This is a genomic window from Flavobacterium sp. AC267, from assembly GCF_979258715.1.
In genome coordinates this window covers 1378144-1397490 of the sequence record NZ_OZ409875.1, presented here as the reverse complement: position 1 = coordinate 1397490, position 19347 = coordinate 1378144, and the positions used below count along the sequence as shown (strand labels likewise).

Below are 19347 nucleotides of genomic sequence, written 5' to 3'. Positions count from 1 at the left end.
ATTCTCTATATTCTATTTCTTGTCTCTTGCTTGTAATGTCTTTCTTCTTTGCTCTTTTTTCTAAGGCTTTAGCCTAACTCTGCGGAAGAATTCCAGCCGTATGCAGACAGTTCATAATGTTTTAAAACCGCATCTAATCGTGTAGAAATTTTATTGTATTTCGCCTGAAGCAAAGCATTGTCAGCATCGACCATTTCGGTTATTAAAACCAATTGGTTTAAGTATTTCAGTTTTACGATTCGGTAATTTTCATTGGCTAAATCCAAAGCTTTGTCGACTACTACAAATTTTTCAAGGATTTCCTGGTATTGCGTATGTTCTTTATACAGTTTATCCTGAATTTCATCTTTAATGATCTCAGTCTGCATTTGCCGCCATTCGATTTTTTTGTTTGCCTGTTCTACTTTGGTTTTGTTTTTATACAAAGCCGAAATATCAAAACTAGCTTCAATTCCAACCTGACCTAAAGTATACAAATACGGATTGGGCGGAAAAAATTTGTAGTTTGGATAATAAAAACCATAATTACCAAAGAAGTTTACCGTTGGCAGATAATTTCCTTTAACCAATTGCAGTTCTGTTTTTTTGATATTTAATTCCTGGCTTGCCATACGCATTTCTTCGTTTTGCAAAGCTTTGGTCATGTAAAAATCATACGGGTCCAAACCGTTCATTTCGTCCAAACTTGCAGTCGTATCAATCGCTATTTCTGCGTTTTCTGGAAATTGAATTAGAGTTTTCAGATCGTGAAGCGCAATTTTTATGTTTTTGGAGTTTGTAAGCGCATTTAACTCACGATCCGAAAGCTGTAATTCGGCTCTAATAACTTCGTTTTTAGTAACTGTTCCGTGTTTTTGAAGCGACTGTACTTCTTTCAATCGGCTTTTTTCTTCTTTAATGTTTTCTTCAAAAATCTTCTGAAGCTCCATCATTTTATAAATCGAAAGATAATTGGCAACTACTTCGAGTTCAATATCATTTTCGGTTTTCTCTGTTTTTATCTTCGCAATTTCACTTTCCTGATTGGCAATTTTAATAGCGTTATTGATTTTATTTCCCGCATAAATTGGCATTTTAAAAGTTGAATTTACCTGATAGATTTCAGGAATTGCCTTTGTAACTTCTTTGCCGTTCAAGAATCCGTTTCCTTTAAATTCGGTAATATTCGTAATTCTAGAATACTCGCCGTTTAATTCGATATCCGGCAGTCGGAGTTCTTTTGTTTCTTTGATGTTTTGCTCTGAAAGCGTAGTCTCCAATTGAGATCTAAGGATTTTTTTATTGTTTTCTTTTGCCAGTTTCACGGCTTCTTTTAATGAAACCGAATGAATTTCCTGTGCTTCTAAACCATTGAATGACAAAATGATTAGAAAAATCAACAGGCTTTTGAGAAAACATTCTTCTGGAGAATTTGTTGTTTTGAGTAACATGAATACATAAATATTTTATGCCGCAAAGTTCCTTCATTTTTCTGTTGACTGATAATTATAAAAAGTCAATAACATATTCATTTCGGACAAATGTTAAAATTCAATTTTCCGAAAACGTTATATTAAAACATTGAAAAACAATTTATTACAAACAAAAGAGGTTTTTGTGATTATTTTTAAAGTCTCTCGCAGATTTTGCAGATCAAGCAGATAGAATTAAAAAATCTGCCGAATCTGCTAAATCTGCGAGAGAAATAATTATAAATTACGAGTGAAATCTGCGTGAAATTCTTTTGTAGACAACAAAAACAATTTATTACAAGCAAAGCGGATTTAGGTATTATTTTAAACCCTCTCGCAGATTTTGCAGATCAAGCAGATAGAATTAAAAAATCTGCCGAATCTGCTAAATCTGCGAGAGAAATAATTATAAAATTACGAGTGAAATCTGCGTGAAATTCTTTTGTAGACAAACAAAAACAATTTATTACAAGCAAAGCGGATTTAGTGATTATTTTAAAGTTCCTCGCAGATCAAGCAGATAGAATTAAAAAACCTTCCGAATCTGCTAAATCTGCGAGAGAAATAATTATAAAATTATGAGTGAATCTGCGTGAAATAAAAAACCATTTAAATTACAAAATATCTTCCCCATTTAAGTAATCAGAAGGTCTTTGTCCTAAAATCTTGAAAAAAGTATTACTAAAAGTCGGAACACTATTATAACCAACTTCTAGCGCTACCTCTTTTACCGAAAGTTTTCTTTCTAATAAAAGTTCGATCGCTTTTAAGATTCGGCGAATGGTGTAATATTGAATAAAAGACATTTTGAGATCCTTTTGAAACAGGCGATATAAAGAGCGTTCGCTGTATCCAAATTCATGGGCAACATCGGCAAACAAAATAGTTTCACCCAGATTATTCTCGATATAACGCAGGATTTTCCCAAGGCGTTTGTCTTTAGGCTGTGGCAATTCTAAAGGTAAATTATTAGTACATATTTGAGGCAGAATCGCTTTTATGGCTTTGGCGATGGCAAAATTTGGAGTTCCTTTTTTAAGATCCCCATTCCAACGATTCGTAAAAAGCATCATTTGTAATAATAAATTGTTGACTGGGTAAATTCCTTCTATTTGATAAAATTCATCTTCGCCTTTTTCAACCGGAAAATACAAATTACGCATTGTCACGCTTTCAGATTTCGGCTCAATACTGTGCTCCACTCCACTCGGAATCCATATAAAATGCCTTGCTGGCAAAAAGTAGCTTTTAGTTTCTGTCGTCACAAAAACAACATCTCCTTCTGCATACAGCATTTGTGCTTTGATGTGTTTATGTGTCGGCACAAACAATTCACCCATCAAATCGTGGTGACAGTAAATGCTTTTTTTATCAGCATCTACTTTCTTGATGTAATATTTATCGAGTTTTTGACCGGAATGTTCCATTTTTTTCTAACCGCTATGAGCGCTAAGGTTTACGCAAAGTTCGCTAAAATTCTTTATTAGCTGTTTAAATATGCTCGCAAAGTCGCGAAGTCGTAGAGTTATTATTTTTTGCCACAGATTATATGGATTAAAAGAATTTATGCTTCTGCTGTAGATTTGGGCAGATTGAGCAGATATTTTTTAATAAATAGATAATCTCCATGATCTGCCAAATCTGCGAGTAAAAAAACTTTGTGACCTTTGCGTAAATCTTTGCGGTTAAGTCCAAAAAAAAATGCCTCTCATTATGAGAGGCATTTTACAAACTTAGGCGGTCTGGACGGGACTCGAACCCGTCTCGTCCCTAGACGAGATGACAGACATGTATTCTAATCCGCTTTACCTTTCTTATTATACTCTTTAATTAGAGCTTCTATTGACTTTCGATTTAACTTTTTCAATCTCAATTCTTCAATCAAAGCTTCTTTTTTAGTTTCAAATGCTTTTGAATAAACCAACTCCCATGGCCCTTTATTTGAAGTATACCTGCTTCTGTTCTCATTATGATGTAATAATCTTTGGACAACATCTTCACTAAACCCTTTGTAATAAATATCTAAAGTTTTAGAATAAATTATGTAAACGTAAAACATAAATCAAAATTTAATGTAAAAAAAATGCCTCTCATTATGAGAGGCATTTTACAAACTTAGGCGGTCTGGACGGGACTCGAACCCGCGACCCCATGCGTGACAGGCATGTATTCTAACCAACTGAACTACCAAACCCTGCGTTATTGTGAGTGCAAAAATACAACAGAAGTTGGATTCTGCAAGGGTTTTTAAGAATAAAAATTGAGAAATTTTTAATTCGTTAAATTCCAATATTTTAAAATTTGATCATTCATTCAAAAAAGAAGAACTTTCTTTCTTTTTCTTAACCACGGAGTTTGCAAAGTCTTTTTATTATTACCTTAAACAAACAAAAAGTTCGCAAAGCTTTATCAATTAAAACCTTTGTCTTACGTCTAGAAATATTTTGCACCTGATCCAAAAAAACCTTAGCGTTCTTTGCAATTAAACCAAACAAGTAAAAGCGCAAAGGTTCGCAAAGCCATATATAAACTTTGCGAACCTTTGCGTAAATCTTATCGCCCTTTGCGGTTAAATCAAAAGTGTCTTAAATCAAAAAAGCCATCCACAAAAGTGGAAAGCTTTTCATTGGTCTAACTACTAAACCAGCTACGAGTTACAAAGTCGTAGCAAAACAACACAACTAATCTTAGATACCGTATTTGGGCAAAAAAGCCTTTCCGTTAAGAAAGGCTTTTCCCAATATTGCGGTCTGGACGGGACTCGAACCCGCGACCCCATGCGTGACAGGCATGTATTCTAACCAACTGAACTACCAAACCTCTGCGTTATTGCGGTTGCAAAGATAGTACAGAATTTCATTTCTGCAAGTGTTTTTATAAAAAAAATGAAATAAATTTCAAAATATTTACCCAAAGTTTTGTTTTTCAACCAAATATGTAGTCAATATTTTTTCGAAATTATCGCCAACATTCACCTCAACGTACTTAATTTGGTTCTTTGCGCAGGTTAAAGCCAGGTTTTTAAAATATGTCACGCCTCTTTTTTCATATTCTACTTTAACATTATCCGCAAAAATCGAAACTTCTTCTCCCGATTCTAAGTCGATAAACTTCCTCGGCGTGTTGTCAAAATCAAACTTCAACTCGGTTTCATTATCAACAACATGAAACAAAACTACTTTATGTTTGTTGTGTTTTAAATGCTGTAAAGCGTTAAAAAGCTTTTCATCGTCTTCAGTCTGAAACATATCGGTGAACAAAATAATCATCGATCGGCGGTGCATTTTCTCTGCTATTTGATGCAGATATGTAATAGTATCCGTCGTTTTTTTGACTTTTGGTCGCACCAATAAATCTTCCAGTTTGCTCAAAAGCATTCTATGGTGGCGATCGCTTCCTTTTTCGGGAGCATAATATTCATATTTGTCTGAGAAAACGCTTAAACCAACAGCATCGCGCTGTTTCTTTAAAATATTCATTAAAACCGCCGAAGCCAAAACTGCAAATCCGATCTTCTTTTCATAAAAAGGCTGGTTTGATTTTAGTTCGGGGTAATGCATCGACGACGAATTATCGACAATAAGATGGCAGCGTAAATTGGTTTCTTCCTCAAAACGTTTCGTGTACAAACGATCGGTTTTGGCAAACAATTTCCAATCGATATGTTTGGTGCTTTCGCCTGCGTTATACACTTTATGTTCCGCAAATTCAGCCGAAAATCCATGAAACGGACTCTTGTGCATTCCCGATATAAAACCCTCCACAACTTGATTCGCCAGCATTTCGAGATGCTGAAAACTGGAGACTTTCTCTATTTCCGATTCTATTTTCATTCGGTTTCTTTTTTAATATTTTGTGCTTTATAAAGCAAATCTGTGGCCTGAAATAATTTCCGCTTCAGAATTGGACTAAAATTAGGGTTTTCTTTTAAGAATCGCTGTACTTCATCAAAAGCAAATTTCGATGAATATTTCCCAACCGTATTATCCAGCCAGTCTTTCGGAAAGAAAATATCTCCCGTGCGCTGAATTTCATCAACCAAATCTAGTGAAAATCTGATATATTTCTGAGCACTTTCCTGACGAAGCGGATGATGAACATTTGCCAAACCAACCGAAACCCAAGATTCTTTCTCACGGTTTTTATCGTCTTTTAAAGATTCTACAAACGCATTACGAACCGATTCGTCTTTTGATAATGACGGAAGCAAAAACTCAAAACGCTTTTGTTTATCAGGATTTGTAAACGATGTTCTGGTTTTCTCCAAAATCTCATCAGCTTTTGGATGTTCAAAAATAGCCAGATTCATTGCCATGTTGGTATAATCGTCTTCGTTTAATTTTAGACCTGAAATGGATATTTCTCTATTCCAAACCTTATATAAACTGGCTTTCGCCGAATTAGAATAAGCAATTGAACTAAACAAACCGAATAATGTCTTTTTGATATTAGCCGATAACTTAGCCTGCAAGCGTTCGTACAGAATACCTTCAAGTTGTTTTTGCACTTTATTCTGCTGGTTTTCGGTAAAGAATCTCCAATAAATGGTATTCAGACTATTGGATGCAATTCTCAAAACCAATTCATTTTCTTCTGTTTGAACTGCCTTTAGAAAACAATGAAATGCTTGATCTGGAGAAATATTCCCAATCAAAGCATTCTCGTAAAGATTGCTGTAACTCGACGCTCTTGCAACCTCATCTTTCAAAGAAGCAGTATAATTTAAATTTTTCCCGTCAAGCGGAAAAACTCCATATCCAAAACCATTATAATTGTAAACAATGGCAAGCGGTTTTTCAAGTCCGACAGCTTCCTTTTCAATCGTATTTTTATCATTAATATTAACCGATAAGACCTTTACATCTTTATCATAAACTAAACCAATCTGAAAAACCTGAGGCCATATATTATCTGATTTATCCTCAGCTTGTCGCGTAATATCAAAAATTTTGATTTTGTTTTGAGCATCGTATTGTATTTTATATGTAAAAATGGCTCTGCCCGATTTATTGACCCAGACTTCGCTCCATTTTTTCATATCAAGCGGTGTTTCGGCATCCAGAATTTCTACCAGATTATTCCAGTCCGCATTGTCGTTGGCATATTTCTGAATGTATTTTTGGATTCCTTTTTGAAACTGTTCTTTTCCCATCGAAGCTTCTAACTGACGCATCATAATTGGTGCTTTGTTGTAAATAATGGCTCCATACAACGAACCTGCATTCTTTAAATTTGCCAAATGCTGTTTGATCGGATGTGTCCCCAAAGATCGGTCTTCCGCGTAAGCGCTGGGATAATGCGCCGTAAAAAACTGCAGATTATGATTGACTTTTGGGAAAATCGGATTCATAATTTTGTCCGCCATAAAATTGGCAAAAACCTCTTTCATCCAAACATCATCAAACCATTTCATTGTAACCAAATCGCCAAACCACATATGCGAGGTTTCATGCGCGATCAATTTTGCTCGGTTTAATTTCTCACTGTCGGTTGCGCTGTTGTCCAAAAATAAAGTTGATTCTCTATATTGAATCGCGCCAACATGCTCCATCCCGCCGTATTGAAAAACGGGAATCGAAGCAAAATCTAACTTTTGAAACGGAAATTTATAATTGCTATATTTTTCTAAAAAATCTAAAGATTGCTGATGTAAATTAAAAATAGTATCAGCACTTACGCGAAATTTCTCCGGACTATTTTCACGATACAACATTGTCATTTCTAAATTACTTGGTTTCTGTGTGGCACTTTTGAACTTTCCAGCAACAAACGAAAACAAATAGGTGCTCATTTTATCTGATTCTCCAAAAGTATAACTCGTGAAATCGCCTTTTTCTACTTTCTCTTTTACATCGGCTCCAGCCAAAACTGACCAATCTTTTGGTACAGAAAGACTTAGTTTATAAGTTGCTTTTATATCTGGCTGATCAAAACACGGAAATAATGTACTCGCGCGGTCTGGAACTAAAAGTGTATAAAGAAAATCATCGTTTCTATTTAAAGACAAATTCCCCGCAATAAAAGAAATTGTAACGCTGTTTTTTCCTGAAACTAAAGCCGAAGGAGAAATTACAACATGTCCGTTTTGATGCACAATTGCAAGACTTTTTCCGTTTACGACTATTTTTTTGAGGTTTGACGTTTTCTCTTTAAAATCTAAAAGCAAAGGCTGACTTAAATCGGACAAATTCAAATTGACGGCTAAATGAGCATCTATATTTTCTTCTTTCTGATTCGGAATCTCAAAAGACAAATTGTATTGAACCTCTGAAATTTGTTTTTTTCTAAAGTGTGCCAGCTGTTCTGAAACGCCGCTTTCGAACAAAGCACTTTCTTTTTCTTTTGATTGAGAAAAACCGTTGGAAATCAACATAACAAAACAAAGAAGGCTGTAGAAAATTTTCATTTTTAAGGATATAAGATTTGCTAAAAATAACAAAACCATTAATTTTTCGCAAACAATTACTGCAACAACATTGCATTTGAAAATAAGATTTCTATATTTGCAACAACATTGCATTAATTCTGATCTAAATTCACATCAGAAGTAATCCTGACGAATGAAAAAGAAACTTAAAATTATTAATCTTTTTATGCCTTTAATTGTATTGTTCGCAATACTTTTTCCGGCTGTCCATTCGTACGAGCATATTCTTGACACCAAACTTTCGAAGGAAAAAATTGAATTTTCTATTTCAGAGAAACCGCAATTTAAAACCCACCTGCATTCATTTCATAAATGTTCGATTTGTGATTTTAAATTCAGCGCTGTTGGCACTTTAGAATTTACTGTTTTTCAGTTTTTCAAAAATAATCCTGTTGTAAAACATCTTAATTTTTACAGCAAACCGCATTTTGCATTTTTTAAAGGGGCCTTATTTTCACTTCGAGCCCCGCCTTTTACCCTTTAGTATTTTTTTGTGTTCGATTTGTTTCGGCAATTCGGCTATTTATCTGTTTTAATGATTTTAAATCTTAAAGGCATCAATAGCTAATTAATTTATTTTAATCAGTCGATACATTTTATTGACATTGATATTGCTTTCTCTACACAAAAAATACCTTCCAAACTTTATCGATTATCGCACTCGAACTAAAGCTTTTTAATCAAGCTTTGTTTACTGCCGTGCTGTTTTTTATTCTTAGAAAAGAAATATGTCGCTTCTCTGAAGCTTTTTCATATAACAAATTCTTTTCTATAAAAATTTAGTCGCGCTGTTTCTATAAATATTTCGTTCCACTGTTTCTATAAACATTTCGTCCCGCTGTTTCTATAAACATTTCGTCCCGCTGGGACTTACAAACATTTCCCAGCAAAACTTAATCGTAACCCAAATAATCTTTTATAAAATGATCAAAATCAAATCAGAAAAAATGAAAACAACAAAACTAATTCTGGCTTCGCTTTTTGCCGCAATTGCTTTTACAAGTCGCAGTAACGACGATAAGGAACAAGAAAAAGCAATTCCTGCTATTGACAAAATTGAACTGGGTCTAGGTAATAATGAAACCGGCACTATTGGCGAAGATTTTCATTTTAATGCCGAAATCACGGTCGCTGACAAAATTGAAAATGTACAGGTGAAAATTGTGCAGAAAAGTGGCGAGACCTACTCAAAAGTATGGTCGCACGAAATAATCTGGACGCAATATGCGGGAGCAAAAAACGCAACAGTTCACAAACATTTTGATATTCCTGAAGATGCTTGCCGAAGGAAAATACGATTTTATCATCATTGTAAACGATCAAAACGGAACGAAGCTGGAAGTGAAGAAAAACCTAACGATTTACAAACTAGAAAATATACCCGTAAACCCAGTCGTTTCGGTATTTACCGTTTTTATAAATGATGCTTTTATGTACCGAAAAGGCAAATTTTCTGATGCGGAAGCTAAATTTAAAAACAACGATATTTTCAGTTCTCAGATTACGCTTGAAGGCGTAAAAGGCGACGGAATTATGTATTTGCTTTTGATTAATAAAAATGTAAAACACAATCCAGAAAGTGTAGATCAAATTGATTTTAGCAAAGTAATTGTTTATGATGTTTTTGAGCATAAAAACGTAGCAGATGCTGGTCAATTTTCTAACATTCCTTGGGACGGCGTTAAGTTTACCAGAGATACGCCAAAGCTTACAATTGGCGCCGCAAAAGACAACAACTCTCCCGTTCCACAAGATTTAACTGCCAATAAATTATGGGCTTCCGGCAATTATACTTTTTTGGTTTTGTATAAAAACACGACCTACAATATCAATTTTTCACAAGCTTTAGAACTTCCATTTGCACTTTAATTCAATCAAAAAAATATGAAAAAGATAAAGTTTTTAATCGGTGTTTTTGCACTTGTTTTCATTTCCTCATGCTCAAGCGATAACGCAGAAATTGACACAGAATATCCTGTAATTGATATAACTGGAGCAACTGCTTTCCCTATTCAATGCAGTAGAATCGAGCGCGGTCAAACAATCACTTTTAAAGCCGTTTTTAATGATAACGTCGCGCTTGGTTCTTACAGCCTTGATATTCACCACAATTTTGATCATCATACACACAGCACAGAAGTTACCAAGTCGCGAAATGGAAGCCGTAAAAAAACCTGTAAAACCAATGCTCTTCATCAACAATTACACTATTCCTGATGGTGTGAAAAATTATGAGGCAACGGCGCAGATTACGATTCCGGCAGATGTTGATCCGGGAGATTATCATTTTATGATTCGCTTGACGGACAAAGAAGGCTGGCAGACGCTGAAAGGTTTAAGTATTAAAATTTTATAAATCCAGATTTAATGAAGAATGCCCAATTCCTTTTGTGGAAAAATTATTTTTTACTCATCAGTTTATTAATTTCAGTAAAGGCTTTTTCTCAAAATCAGCCTTCAGGAAAAAAACCAGAAATTAAAGAGCTTGACGAAGTTTTAATCAACAATAATTCTGTTGAAAAACGCAAAAAAGAAGAATCGCTGAGTGTTGAAACTGTAAACAATAGTTTCATTCAGCGAAACCTCGGCGGAAGCCTGATGCAGTCTCTGCAGAAATTGCCCGGAGTAAAAACGATTTCGATTGGTTCAGGAGGTTCAAAACCGCTGATTCGAGGTTTGAGTTTTAATCAGGTTATTGTGGTCGAAAATGGTTTGAAACACGAAGGCCAGCAATGGGGTGCCGATCACGGATTGGAAATTGATCAATATGCTGTAAATCGGGTAGAAATTATAAAAGGTCCTTCTTCATTTATTTACGGATCTGATGCTGTCGGTGGTGCGATAAATATCAAACCACTTCCACTTCCATCCAAAAATACTTTTGGCGGAAGTGTTGATATTACAGGAAAAAGCAACAATGCCCAATTTGGAAGTTCTTTTAATTTATTTGGAAGAAATGAAAATTGGTTCTTTGATTCGCGTGTCACGACAATGGATTATGGCGATTACCGCGTTCCGACAGATACGGTTCATGTGTACAGTTATGCGGTTCCGCTGTACAAAAACAATTTGCGAAATACGGCTGGGCGAGAACTTGATTTTCACCTCAGCACGGGATATTCGGGAGATCGTTTTAAGTCGGTTTTTTATTTCAGTAATGTTCATACAAAAAGTGGATTCTTCGCGAATGCGCACGGACTTGAACCTAGAAATGTGGATACCGATTTACACGACAAATCGAGCCGTGATATTTTGATGCCATATCAAGAAGTTAATCATTTAAAGGTCAGCAATACAACTTCTTTTCAATTCGAAAATCATGCTTTTGAAACGCAGTTTGGTTTTCAAAATAACTTTAGAAGAGAATGGAGTCATTACGTAAATCACGGTTATATGCCGCCCATTTATCCCGAAGATATGTATGCGCCACAGAATTTGGAACGTCAATACGATAAAAATGTCTGGTCGTTTTCTGCAAAAGATGAATTTGCTGTAAAACGTCATCAAATTACAATTGGTTCGAATGTGGTTTATCAGCAAAATGAAATTGGCGGCTGGAGTTTTCTAATTCCGGCTTTTACTCAATTTAATGCTGGTTTATTTATCTATGATAAAATCGAACTGAACGAAAAATGGTTTTTACACGGCGCTGTTCGTTATGATTACGGAAAAATCAAAATGGAATCGTATTCTGATTGGTTTCAGAGTGAAATTTCAGAAAATAATCAGACTCGTTTAGAATATCTACAGCGTTCCGAAGATCTGACAAAAACCTTCGACAGTTTTACGTGGTCGGTTGGAGCAAATTACAATCCGGGGAAACTTTCGCTGAAAGCCAATTTAGGTTCTAGTTTCAGAATGCCGATTGCGAAAGAACTCGCTTCAAATGGTGTAAATTATCATTATTTCCGATTTGAAAAAGGAAACCAAAATCTGGATGCCGAACGCTCTTATCAATTGGATTTAGGAATGGAATGGGCGAGACAGAACTGGTCTTTTCAATTGACACCGTTTGCCAATTATTTTCCGAATTTCATTTATCTCAATCCAACTTCGGCTCATGACATTTATTATGGCGCAGGAAATCAGGTTTTTGAATATGAGCAGAGTAAAGTGTTTCGTTACGGTGCCGAATTGCAGACGAGATATTATTTCATAAAATCTCTAAGTGTAGAAATCGCCGCCGAATATCTGTATTCAGAACAAAAATCGGGCAGTAAAAAAGGCTATACACTGCCGTTTTCACCGCCGCCTTCTGTTTTATTCGGACTTAACTATGAGCCTGAAATCAGTTTTTTAAAAGATTCTTATTTCTCTGTTGATTATCGCATTACAGGAAAACAAGACAATATCGTTCCGCCAGAAAAGAAGACAGCCGAAAGTCATGTTTTTAATCTCGCATTTGGTTCAAAAATAAAAGCCGCAAAACAAGATATCAGCATCAGCATTCAGATCCAAAATTTATTTAATACGAGATATTTAAATCACACAAGCTTTTACCGCCTTATCGAACTTCCTGAAGCCGGACGGAATATTATTGTATCGATGAAGATTCCGTTTTTGGTTTCACGATAAATCCGGCAATTCAAAACTCAAATATTCACAAATTTTTAATCCTTTATTACAATGAAAAACAAATTTTACAAACTGCTTTTTTTATTCGCATTATCTCTTTTTGCATTTTCGTGCGAAGCAACGACGATGACAATCATGACGATCATGATCACGAAGAAACTTCTGGCGAACACACCTTTGTTAGAATTTTACTTTCTGACGAAAAAACGACTGAGTTAACGCTTTTTGATCCGTCAGAAAATAAGACCAGCTCTTTTACGGCTAAATTTCCAAAATCTGCTTTGTACACCACAGAATCTGGAAGATTTGCGGGAATTATTCACCGAGATAATAATTTCGTAGAAACTTTTGACAGCGGACTAGAACTGCACGGCGATCATATTGATGTTGATGATGTTCCAAAATTTGGTTTTTTGAACACAAGCGCGCAAAAGCCAACACATTTTAAAAGTAAAATTGGTGAAATCCTGACTTTTAATGACGGAGACGGAACGCTTTCTGTTGGAAAAGAAGCTGATGTAAACAAATCTGGCGCAGCATTTAAAACGATAAATGCAGGTTTATTGGCACATCACGGCGCTATGGCCACTTTTACAAACGGAACTTATGCTATTACGGAGAAAGATAATTCGGTTACAGGAACACTTCCTGAAAAAGTAAAAATTATCGACAATACAGGAAAAACACTTTTTGATGCTAAAATCGCAACAAAAGGAATTCACGGAAATGCTTCAGACGGGGTTTATGCTGTTTTTGGATCTGCAAGCGGTATTTTGGTTGTAGAAAGTAACGGAAACCAAAAATTAATCAATCATCCAGAAGATTTTGGAACGGCTTGGTTTGGAAGTATTTTAGAAACGGCTTCTGCAGGAAAATTTATTGGATACACTGTCTGCAAAAGGAGCTTATTTAATTGATGTTGTCGCCAATACAGTAAAACCTATTATTCAAAGTACAGCGATTATGCAATGCAAAACAAGTTACGACCATAAAAAACTGGCTGTTCTTTTGCATTCTGGAGAATTTAAACTTTACAACATCAATAGCTTACAAGTAGAAAAAGAAATTAAAGCAACTACTGAAACTGCAAGCAGACGCAACATTAAAACCTCAAATTGCGGTAACAGATCGATTTGCTTACATTACTTCGCCAAGTACGGGTGAACTATTACAAGTAAATATTGCTACATCAGAAATCAAAAAGACAAAGGTTTCAAGCACGCCTTACATGATTACTGTAATTGGTTATGAAAACAGTGAAACTCACAACCACTAATTAGTTAAGATATAAATTAAATTACAAAGACCTCACAGTTTATAAAGCTGTGAGGTCTTAAAAAAACTCAAATTGGTTACATTAATTTGGTTTATTTGGTGGTGCATTAACCTGCGTTACCTGCATACTTGTAATTTTCCAAACGGCATTCTTCTTTTCGAAAACAGCTGTAATAAATTTACTATTGACAGTTCCTTTTTTAACCACTCCGCCCGGAACCGCATAATCTTCTTTTGCAGTCAATGTTTCCTTAATATGTGCAACCGCCGCATTTTCAGATAAAGTTTTAGAATCAATCCATTCGAATTTGACCGATGTTGGTTTGATGCAAGCATTCGTTTATATGCGAAAACTGAGTAATTATTTCTTCTTTACCTTTCCAGTACATTCCTAAAAAATTGATCAAAATGGCGTCTTCACTAAATGCTTGAGAAAAAGATTTCATGTCATTTTTATTCCAATCTAATTCTTGCTTGCTGTATGATTTTTTGCAGTACTTCTTCTTTATTTTGAGCAAAACCAATTGTCACGCTAAATAGCACAAACAACACATATAACTTTTTCATTTTCAATATTTTAAATTGATTCACAACTATCAAATATACACTATTTTTATTTAAAAATAGGGTTAAAACAAATCGGGATTGGGAATCCATTTAACTCGTGATCTTGCTTCGGCAATAAATTGTAAAATCGAAGTCTGTTCTAAACCTGATCTGGGCACTACAATTACGATAATATTACCTTTATAAAGTTATTTCAACTATTTCTTCAAAGTTTATTCAAAACGGCTTCTTATATTTCGATATTTTTTATATTTTTCTGCTCAATTAATAAATTATTGCTATTTACGTATTATACAGAATCTAAAATAGTTACCAAAAACAAATCCAAACTTAAAAACCTTAAATAATGACAAAAGCCATAAAATTGTGCTATTGTGTACTGCTTTTACATACTTTTTTTATTTGTAAAGCGACAGACAAAATAAATAATGAAGAGATCAAAATGGATTTTTCTGTTTCTTTTGAAGATTCGCAGTCGCACTATGTAGAAGTTGTTTTAAACTTTGAAAATCTTCATTCCAAAAAAACCAATTTAATTCTTCCGGTTTGGACTCCAGGCTATTATTTGATTTTAAATACGCCAAGATATATCGTTGATTTTGAAGTTACAGATGATAAAAACCAAAAAATTAAATGGAAAAAATCGACCAAAAACAGCTGGGTAATCGAAAATGGTGCAACGTCAAAAATTAGTGTAAAATATCGAGTTTTTGCCAATAAAAAATCGGTTGCAGAATCTTATGTAGATTCAGAAAAGGCTTTTATAATGCCGAACACCATTTTTATGCATGTCGAAAACAAAATCAATAATCCTGTTACAGTAACCTTGAATAAACCTGCAAAGTGGAGTAAAATTTCGACTGGATTAAAATGCATCGATGAAACCAAAAACAGTTTCTACGCGAAAAATATCGATGTTTTTTACGATAGTCCAATTTACATTGGAAATCAAAAAACTATCGAATTTGAAAATGAAGGAAAAAAATATTCGCTGGGAGTAGCGACACCCCAAGGACTTGAGGAAGAGAAGTTTGTTGGCGACCTGAAAAAAATCATGAGTGCGACAACCTCAATTATGAAGAAAGTTCCTTATGAAAATTACAGTTATATTATGATGGAAGCCGGCGGCATGGTTTGGAACACTGGAATTCGCAGGCCATTTTTACAAAAGGTTCTTTCGATTCAAAATCTCGAAAAGATTATCTGGATTTTATGAATTTTGTAACTCACGAATATTTTCATCTTTATAATGTAAAAGCAATTCGCCCTATAGAACTAGGTCCTTTTGATTATAATAAAGAAAACTATACTACGATGCTTTGGTTTTCTGAAGGTTTTACGGTTTATTATGAATATCTTATCATGGTAAAAGCAGGATTAATGGAAGGAAAAGATGCTTTACAATACCTTTCTGGTTCTATTAAAAAATATGAAAACGAAGAAGGATGCCGCCATATGTCTCTGGCACAATCCAGTTTTGATATTTGGTCAAACTTTTTCAATAATGAAAGCAACGCCAAACAGACTACGATTTCATATTACGACAAAGGGCCAACAATTGGTTTGCTTTTGGATTTGGAAATTAGAAACAATACAGCCAATAAAAAATCGCTTGACGATGTTATGCGCTTTTTATACAATGAATATTTTGAGAAAAAAGAAAGAGGTTTTACTGAAGATGAATTCTGGTCTGTCGCAAAAGAGATTTCGGGAAAATCATTAGAAGAATTAAAAACTTATGTCAATACAACACAAGAAATCGATTATCAAAAATACCTAAAATACGGCGGTCTTCAAATTGATTTGACACCCTTAAAAACAGAAGCAAAAAACGATAAGTTTACAGAGAAAAACTATACAATAAGCGAGTCGCCAAAGGCAACAAAACTACAATTGGAAATTAGAAAGTCCATTTTTAATTTTTAAAAGCAATAAAAAAGGTTTGACTTTCGTCAAACCTTTTTTATATCAATCGTAATCTTTTAAGATTACAATAAAGCGTCTAAACTATCTGCGTAGGTTTGTTTAGGAGCTACTCCTACTTGTTTTCCTACTACTTCACCGTTATGAAATACCAAAACGGTTGGTATGTTACGCACACCATATTTTGCGACGAAATTCTTGGTTCGCATCTACATCTACTTTACCAACAACTACTTTACCAGCGTACTCATCGCTTAATTGGTCAATGATTGGACCAACCATTCTACAAGGACCACACCATGTCGCCCAAAAGTCTACCATTACTGGTTTATCTGATTTTAAAACTACTTCATCAAAAGTAGCATCTGTTATTGCTAATGCCATAATATATTAAGATTAAAATTATGTCTGAATGATTAACTTTCAAACTACAGTACAAATTTAAAAATTTAAAACAAATCAAACACGATTACTAAATTAGTTTTCATTATAAATGTATTGTCATTAATTATCAACTGTATACTCTTTTTTTATATCTCAATTTACGACATATTGGTTTGAAAACCAAACTAATAAAATGTTAATATTTTTTGTAGTATCTTTAATACTACCTAAGATTCAATTAAAATGCAAGCAAACTTTACTCCAAATAAAATCCTTTCTTCTATCTGATCCTTTTAAAAAATATGCCAAACGGTTTGGATTTTTTATTTTGGGGTTAATTGCAATACTTCTAATTGCCTGCGGTGGTTTGTCTATTTATTTCAATCAGAATAAAACCGAAATTATTGCAAAGGTCAACCATAAAATCAATGAAAACATTAACGGTAAATTCCATGTGACCGATTTCCATTATAAATTTTTAACTGGTTTTCCGAATTTTACTTTGGCTTTAAAAGAAGTCGAAATAAAAGACAATCAATGGCAGACTCATAAACATACTTTATTAAAAGCGAAGGAAATCGAGGCACGTTTAAACATTTGGAGTTTATTACATAATGAAATCAACATTCATAAAATCCTGATTAACGATGCGCAGATTTACATTTATAAGGCTGAAAATGGTTATTCGAATGTGAACATCTTTAAACCTAAAAAAAAGAAAACCGCATCCAGCAATGAAAAACCGGAAACTACAATTGATGAAGTAAACCTCAACAATGTTCATGTTATTATAGACAATCATCTGGGGCATAAATTATTTGATTTTGATGTGGCGAGTTTAGATTCTAAAGTAGATTATGATGATGACAACTGGCACACAAATTTGTTCTTAAAAACAAAAATTAACAGCCTCGCTTTTAATACGGTTCACGGAAGTTTTGCCAAAGAAAAAGTGCTTGAAGGAAATTTTGATATTTCATATTCTGAAGAACATCAAAAAATAAACATTAAAACCCAGAAACTTAAAATTGGTTCTGATGCTTTTGAAATCGCGGCGTTTTTCAATATCGGAAAACAAAATTCACTTTTCGGAATCAATATCGAAACCAATATTTTATGGCGAAATGCTTCTAATTTATTGTCTGCCAATATTAGTTCGAAACTCGATCAGTTTGATTTAAAAAAACCAATCGAAGTAAATTGCACTATCAATGGCGATCTTAATGCAGAAGGCGATCCTAAAATTGTGGTTCAGGCCGATATTCGTAACAACGAACTTACAATTCCCGACGGGTTGTTTACCAATTGTTCTTTTAAAGGAATATTTACGAATAATTTTAAACCCGAAAAAGGTTTCAGCGATCCCAATTCTGCTATTATTTTGACACATTTTAAAGCCGAATATGAAACTATTCCGCTTCAAATTTCGCAGGCTGTTATTAATAATCTCGAAAAACCAATTGCAACCGGAATTGTAAATGCCGATTTTGACATTTCAAAACTGAACGGAATGATGAATGAAAAAATTCTTCATTTTGAAAGCGGTCGTGCGAAAGCCAATTTAAGATTTCAGTTTGATATTGTCGATTTGTATATCAACAAACCTCGTTTTACAGGCGATGTCGATATTGACAATGCTACGTTTGATTATGTTCCGAAAAACATTCATGCTGAAAAAACAGCGGTACAATTATCGTTTACGGAACAAGCGCTTTACATTAAAAAAATCGCTTACAAACACAAAAAGAACATCATTCGCATCGACGGAAAAATTGATAATTTCCTGAATCTGTATTACGACGCGCCCGAAAAAATGGTGGTAAACTGGAATATTTACTGTCCGTATATTGACGTGAAACAATTTTTAGGCATTTTGAAAAATTCTCCGTCTCAAAAAATCGTTCAGAAAAAACAAATGAAAAAGGCGAATGTCAATTTTACAAATCAGCTCAAATCGGTTATAGAAAAATGTACGGCGGTGATTAATCTTAAAGCCGATAAAATTACTTACGGCTCGCTTACAGCAACCAATACAAACGCAACATTGCAAATGCTGAATTCTAAATTATTGCTCAAAAACGGAACACTGCAGACTTCTGGAGGCAGTATTACGTTTAACGGAGCGATTCAGCCAAGCGGCAACCAATATATTTTTAGTTCGACAGCGCAGGTAAACCGAGTAGATATTGCGAGTTTTTTAAGGTCTTTCAACAACTTCGGAATCAAATCTTTTAGTCCAAAAAACATTCGGGGCCGACTCAGCGACAACGCCAATGTTGTTGGTTTAATGAGCAGTAATGGCGATTTGATTGTCAATTCTATGAAAGGAAAATTAGATTTTAATGTCAACCAAGGCGCCTTACTCAACTTTGACCCTATTGTAAAAATAGGCAAGTTTGCTTTTCCGCGACGCGATGTGGAAAATATTACGTTTAGCGATTTATCAGGTTCGCTTAATCTTCGCGACGAACAAGTCGATATTAATAAACTAACCATAAGTTCGAACGTTTTAAACTTTGACATAGACGGAATTTACTCTTTTGGCCGAGGCACTAATCTCGCACTTACGATTCCGCTTCGTAATTCAAAAAACGACGCCAGTCTTGCCACAAAAGAGGAACGAAAAGCGGTTCGCGAACGCGGTATCGTACTGCATTTAATTGCTTATGATAATGAAGGAAAAATGAAAATTAAATGGGGAAAAAAAGGATAAATAGACTCTCTATTTGTAAGCCGAACAAAGAT

16 protein-coding genes, 2 tRNA genes and 1 pseudogene are annotated in these 19347 nt (G+C 34.4%); 9 read left to right on the top strand and 10 right to left on the bottom strand.

The genetic code is table 11. From position 1 onward, the window contains the following. Positions 1-68: 68 nt before the first annotated feature. From ACZZ95_RS07365 to ACZZ95_RS07335, 7 genes are all read right to left on the bottom strand, one after another. Complete coding sequence (locus ACZZ95_RS07365; protein ID WP_463468570.1) at positions 69-1430, bottom strand: TolC family protein; 1362 nt, start codon at positions 1428-1430, stop codon at positions 69-71. Positions 1431-2065: 635 nt separating this feature from the next. Beyond that, on the bottom strand, positions 2066-2878 hold the full coding sequence (locus ACZZ95_RS07360) for a helix-turn-helix transcriptional regulator (protein ID WP_463468569.1): 813 nt from the start codon (positions 2876-2878) through the stop codon (positions 2066-2068). Positions 2879-3246: 368 nt separating this feature from the next. Further along, positions 3247-3510, bottom strand: coding sequence for a GIY-YIG nuclease family protein (locus tag ACZZ95_RS07355; protein WP_463468568.1), 264 nt, complete (start codon positions 3508-3510; stop codon positions 3247-3249). Between the two features lie 61 nt (positions 3511-3571). Beyond that, a tRNA-Asp gene (locus ACZZ95_RS07350) sits at positions 3572-3645 on the bottom strand. 552 nt (positions 3646-4197) lie between these two features. Beyond that, a tRNA-Asp gene (locus ACZZ95_RS07345) sits at positions 4198-4271 on the bottom strand. Positions 4272-4357: 86 nt separating this feature from the next. Continuing rightward, entirely contained in the window at positions 4358-5284 is a 927-nt protein-coding gene (locus ACZZ95_RS07340; protein WP_463468567.1) for a DUF58 domain-containing protein, read from the bottom strand. Next, positions 5281-7857, bottom strand: coding sequence for a M1 family metallopeptidase (locus tag ACZZ95_RS07335; protein WP_463468566.1), 2577 nt, complete (start codon positions 7855-7857; stop codon positions 5281-5283). The genes ACZZ95_RS07340 and ACZZ95_RS07335 overlap by 4 nt, the downstream gene beginning before the upstream one ends. A 968-nt stretch (positions 7858-8825) precedes the next feature. Between ACZZ95_RS07335 and ACZZ95_RS07330 the strand changes: the two genes are divergently transcribed. The 6 genes from ACZZ95_RS07330 to ACZZ95_RS07305 all read left to right on the top strand — a co-directional run bounded on the left by ACZZ95_RS07330 (position 8826) and on the right by ACZZ95_RS07305 (position 13617). Next, the gene (locus ACZZ95_RS07330; protein WP_463468565.1) at positions 8826-9302 is read left to right on the top strand and encodes a DUF4625 domain-containing protein; all 477 of its coding nucleotides are present in this window, start codon (positions 8826-8828) and stop codon (positions 9300-9302) included. Positions 9303-9762: 460 nt separating this feature from the next. Next, positions 9763-10095, top strand: coding sequence for a DUF4625 domain-containing protein (locus tag ACZZ95_RS07325; RefSeq protein WP_463468564.1), 333 nt, complete (start codon positions 9763-9765; stop codon positions 10093-10095). Beyond that, positions 10064-10234, top strand: a complete 171-nt coding sequence (locus ACZZ95_RS07320; protein WP_463468563.1) for a DUF4625 domain-containing protein — start codon at positions 10064-10066, stop codon at positions 10232-10234. Before ACZZ95_RS07325 ends, ACZZ95_RS07320 begins: the two co-directional genes overlap by 32 nt. An 11-nt stretch (positions 10235-10245) precedes the next feature. Continuing rightward, positions 10246-12453 (top strand): TonB-dependent receptor, encoded by a 2208-nt coding sequence (locus tag ACZZ95_RS07315; RefSeq protein WP_463468562.1) that lies wholly within the window; start codon positions 10246-10248, stop codon positions 12451-12453. Positions 12454-12563: 110 nt separating this feature from the next. Continuing rightward, complete coding sequence (locus ACZZ95_RS07310) at positions 12564-13370, top strand: hypothetical protein (protein ID WP_463468561.1); 807 nt, start codon at positions 12564-12566, stop codon at positions 13368-13370. Further along, positions 13333-13617, top strand: a complete 285-nt coding sequence (locus tag ACZZ95_RS07305) for a hypothetical protein (RefSeq protein WP_463468560.1) — start codon at positions 13333-13335, stop codon at positions 13615-13617. Before ACZZ95_RS07310 ends, ACZZ95_RS07305 begins: the two co-directional genes overlap by 38 nt. Positions 13618-13810: 193 nt before the next feature. On the opposite strand, the gene ACZZ95_RS07300 is transcribed toward ACZZ95_RS07305, so the two are convergent. Both ACZZ95_RS07300 and ACZZ95_RS07295 read right to left on the bottom strand, forming a co-directional pair. Next, on the bottom strand, positions 13811-13972 hold the full coding sequence (locus tag ACZZ95_RS07300; protein WP_463468559.1) for a hypothetical protein: 162 nt from the start codon (positions 13970-13972) through the stop codon (positions 13811-13813). Positions 13973-14021: 49 nt separating this feature from the next. Next, on the bottom strand, positions 14022-14174 hold the full coding sequence (locus tag ACZZ95_RS07295; RefSeq protein WP_463468558.1) for a hypothetical protein: 153 nt from the start codon (positions 14172-14174) through the stop codon (positions 14022-14024). 467 nt (positions 14175-14641) lie between these two features. Between ACZZ95_RS07295 and ACZZ95_RS07290 the strand changes: the two genes are divergently transcribed. After that, a complete protein-coding gene (locus ACZZ95_RS07290; protein ID WP_463468557.1) occupies positions 14642-15511 on the top strand; it encodes a M61 family metallopeptidase in 870 nt (289 codons plus the stop codon). After that, a complete protein-coding gene (locus ACZZ95_RS07285) occupies positions 15508-16221 on the top strand; it encodes a M61 family metallopeptidase (RefSeq protein ID WP_463468556.1) in 714 nt (237 codons plus the stop codon). The genes ACZZ95_RS07290 and ACZZ95_RS07285 overlap by 4 nt, the downstream gene beginning before the upstream one ends. A gap of 62 nt (positions 16222-16283) precedes the next feature. Here ACZZ95_RS07285 and trxA read toward each other — a convergent pair. Further along, positions 16284-16602 (bottom strand): annotated as a pseudogene (gene trxA, locus ACZZ95_RS07280) (thioredoxin). A 328-nt stretch (positions 16603-16930) separates the two neighbouring features. On the opposite strand from trxA, the gene ACZZ95_RS07275 reads away from it, so the two are divergent. After that, positions 16931-19315, top strand: coding sequence for an AsmA family protein (locus ACZZ95_RS07275; RefSeq protein WP_463468555.1), 2385 nt, complete (start codon positions 16931-16933; stop codon positions 19313-19315). Positions 19316-19347: the final 32 nt, after the last annotated feature.

Bases quoted from the DNA above. Each gene is read 5' to 3' on its own strand.
- ACZZ95_RS07365 (WP_463468570.1), bottom strand. From the start codon at position 1,430: ATGTTACTCAAAACAACAAATTCTCCAGAAGAATGTTTTCTCAAAAGC.
- ACZZ95_RS07360 (WP_463468569.1), bottom strand. From the start codon at position 2,878: ATGGAACATTCCGGTCAAAAACTCGATAAATATTACATCAAGAAAGTA.
- ACZZ95_RS07355 (WP_463468568.1), bottom strand. From the start codon at position 3,510: ATGTTTTACGTTTACATAATTTATTCTAAAACTTTAGATATTTATTAC.
- ACZZ95_RS07340 (WP_463468567.1), bottom strand. From the start codon at position 5,284: ATGAAAATAGAATCGGAAATAGAGAAAGTCTCCAGTTTTCAGCATCTC.
- ACZZ95_RS07335 (WP_463468566.1), bottom strand. From the start codon at position 7,857: ATGAAAATTTTCTACAGCCTTCTTTGTTTTGTTATGTTGATTTCCAAC.
- ACZZ95_RS07330 (WP_463468565.1), top strand. From the start codon at position 8,826: ATGAAAACAACAAAACTAATTCTGGCTTCGCTTTTTGCCGCAATTGCT.
- ACZZ95_RS07325 (WP_463468564.1), top strand. From the start codon at position 9,763: ATGAAAAAGATAAAGTTTTTAATCGGTGTTTTTGCACTTGTTTTCATT.
- ACZZ95_RS07320 (WP_463468563.1), top strand. From the start codon at position 10,064: ATGCTCTTCATCAACAATTACACTATTCCTGATGGTGTGAAAAATTAT.
- ACZZ95_RS07315 (WP_463468562.1), top strand. From the start codon at position 10,246: ATGAAGAATGCCCAATTCCTTTTGTGGAAAAATTATTTTTTACTCATC.
- ACZZ95_RS07295 (WP_463468558.1), bottom strand. From the start codon at position 14,174: ATGAAATCTTTTTCTCAAGCATTTAGTGAAGACGCCATTTTGATCAAT.
- ACZZ95_RS07290 (WP_463468557.1), top strand. From the start codon at position 14,642: ATGACAAAAGCCATAAAATTGTGCTATTGTGTACTGCTTTTACATACT.
- ACZZ95_RS07285 (WP_463468556.1), top strand. From the start codon at position 15,508: ATGAATTTTGTAACTCACGAATATTTTCATCTTTATAATGTAAAAGCA.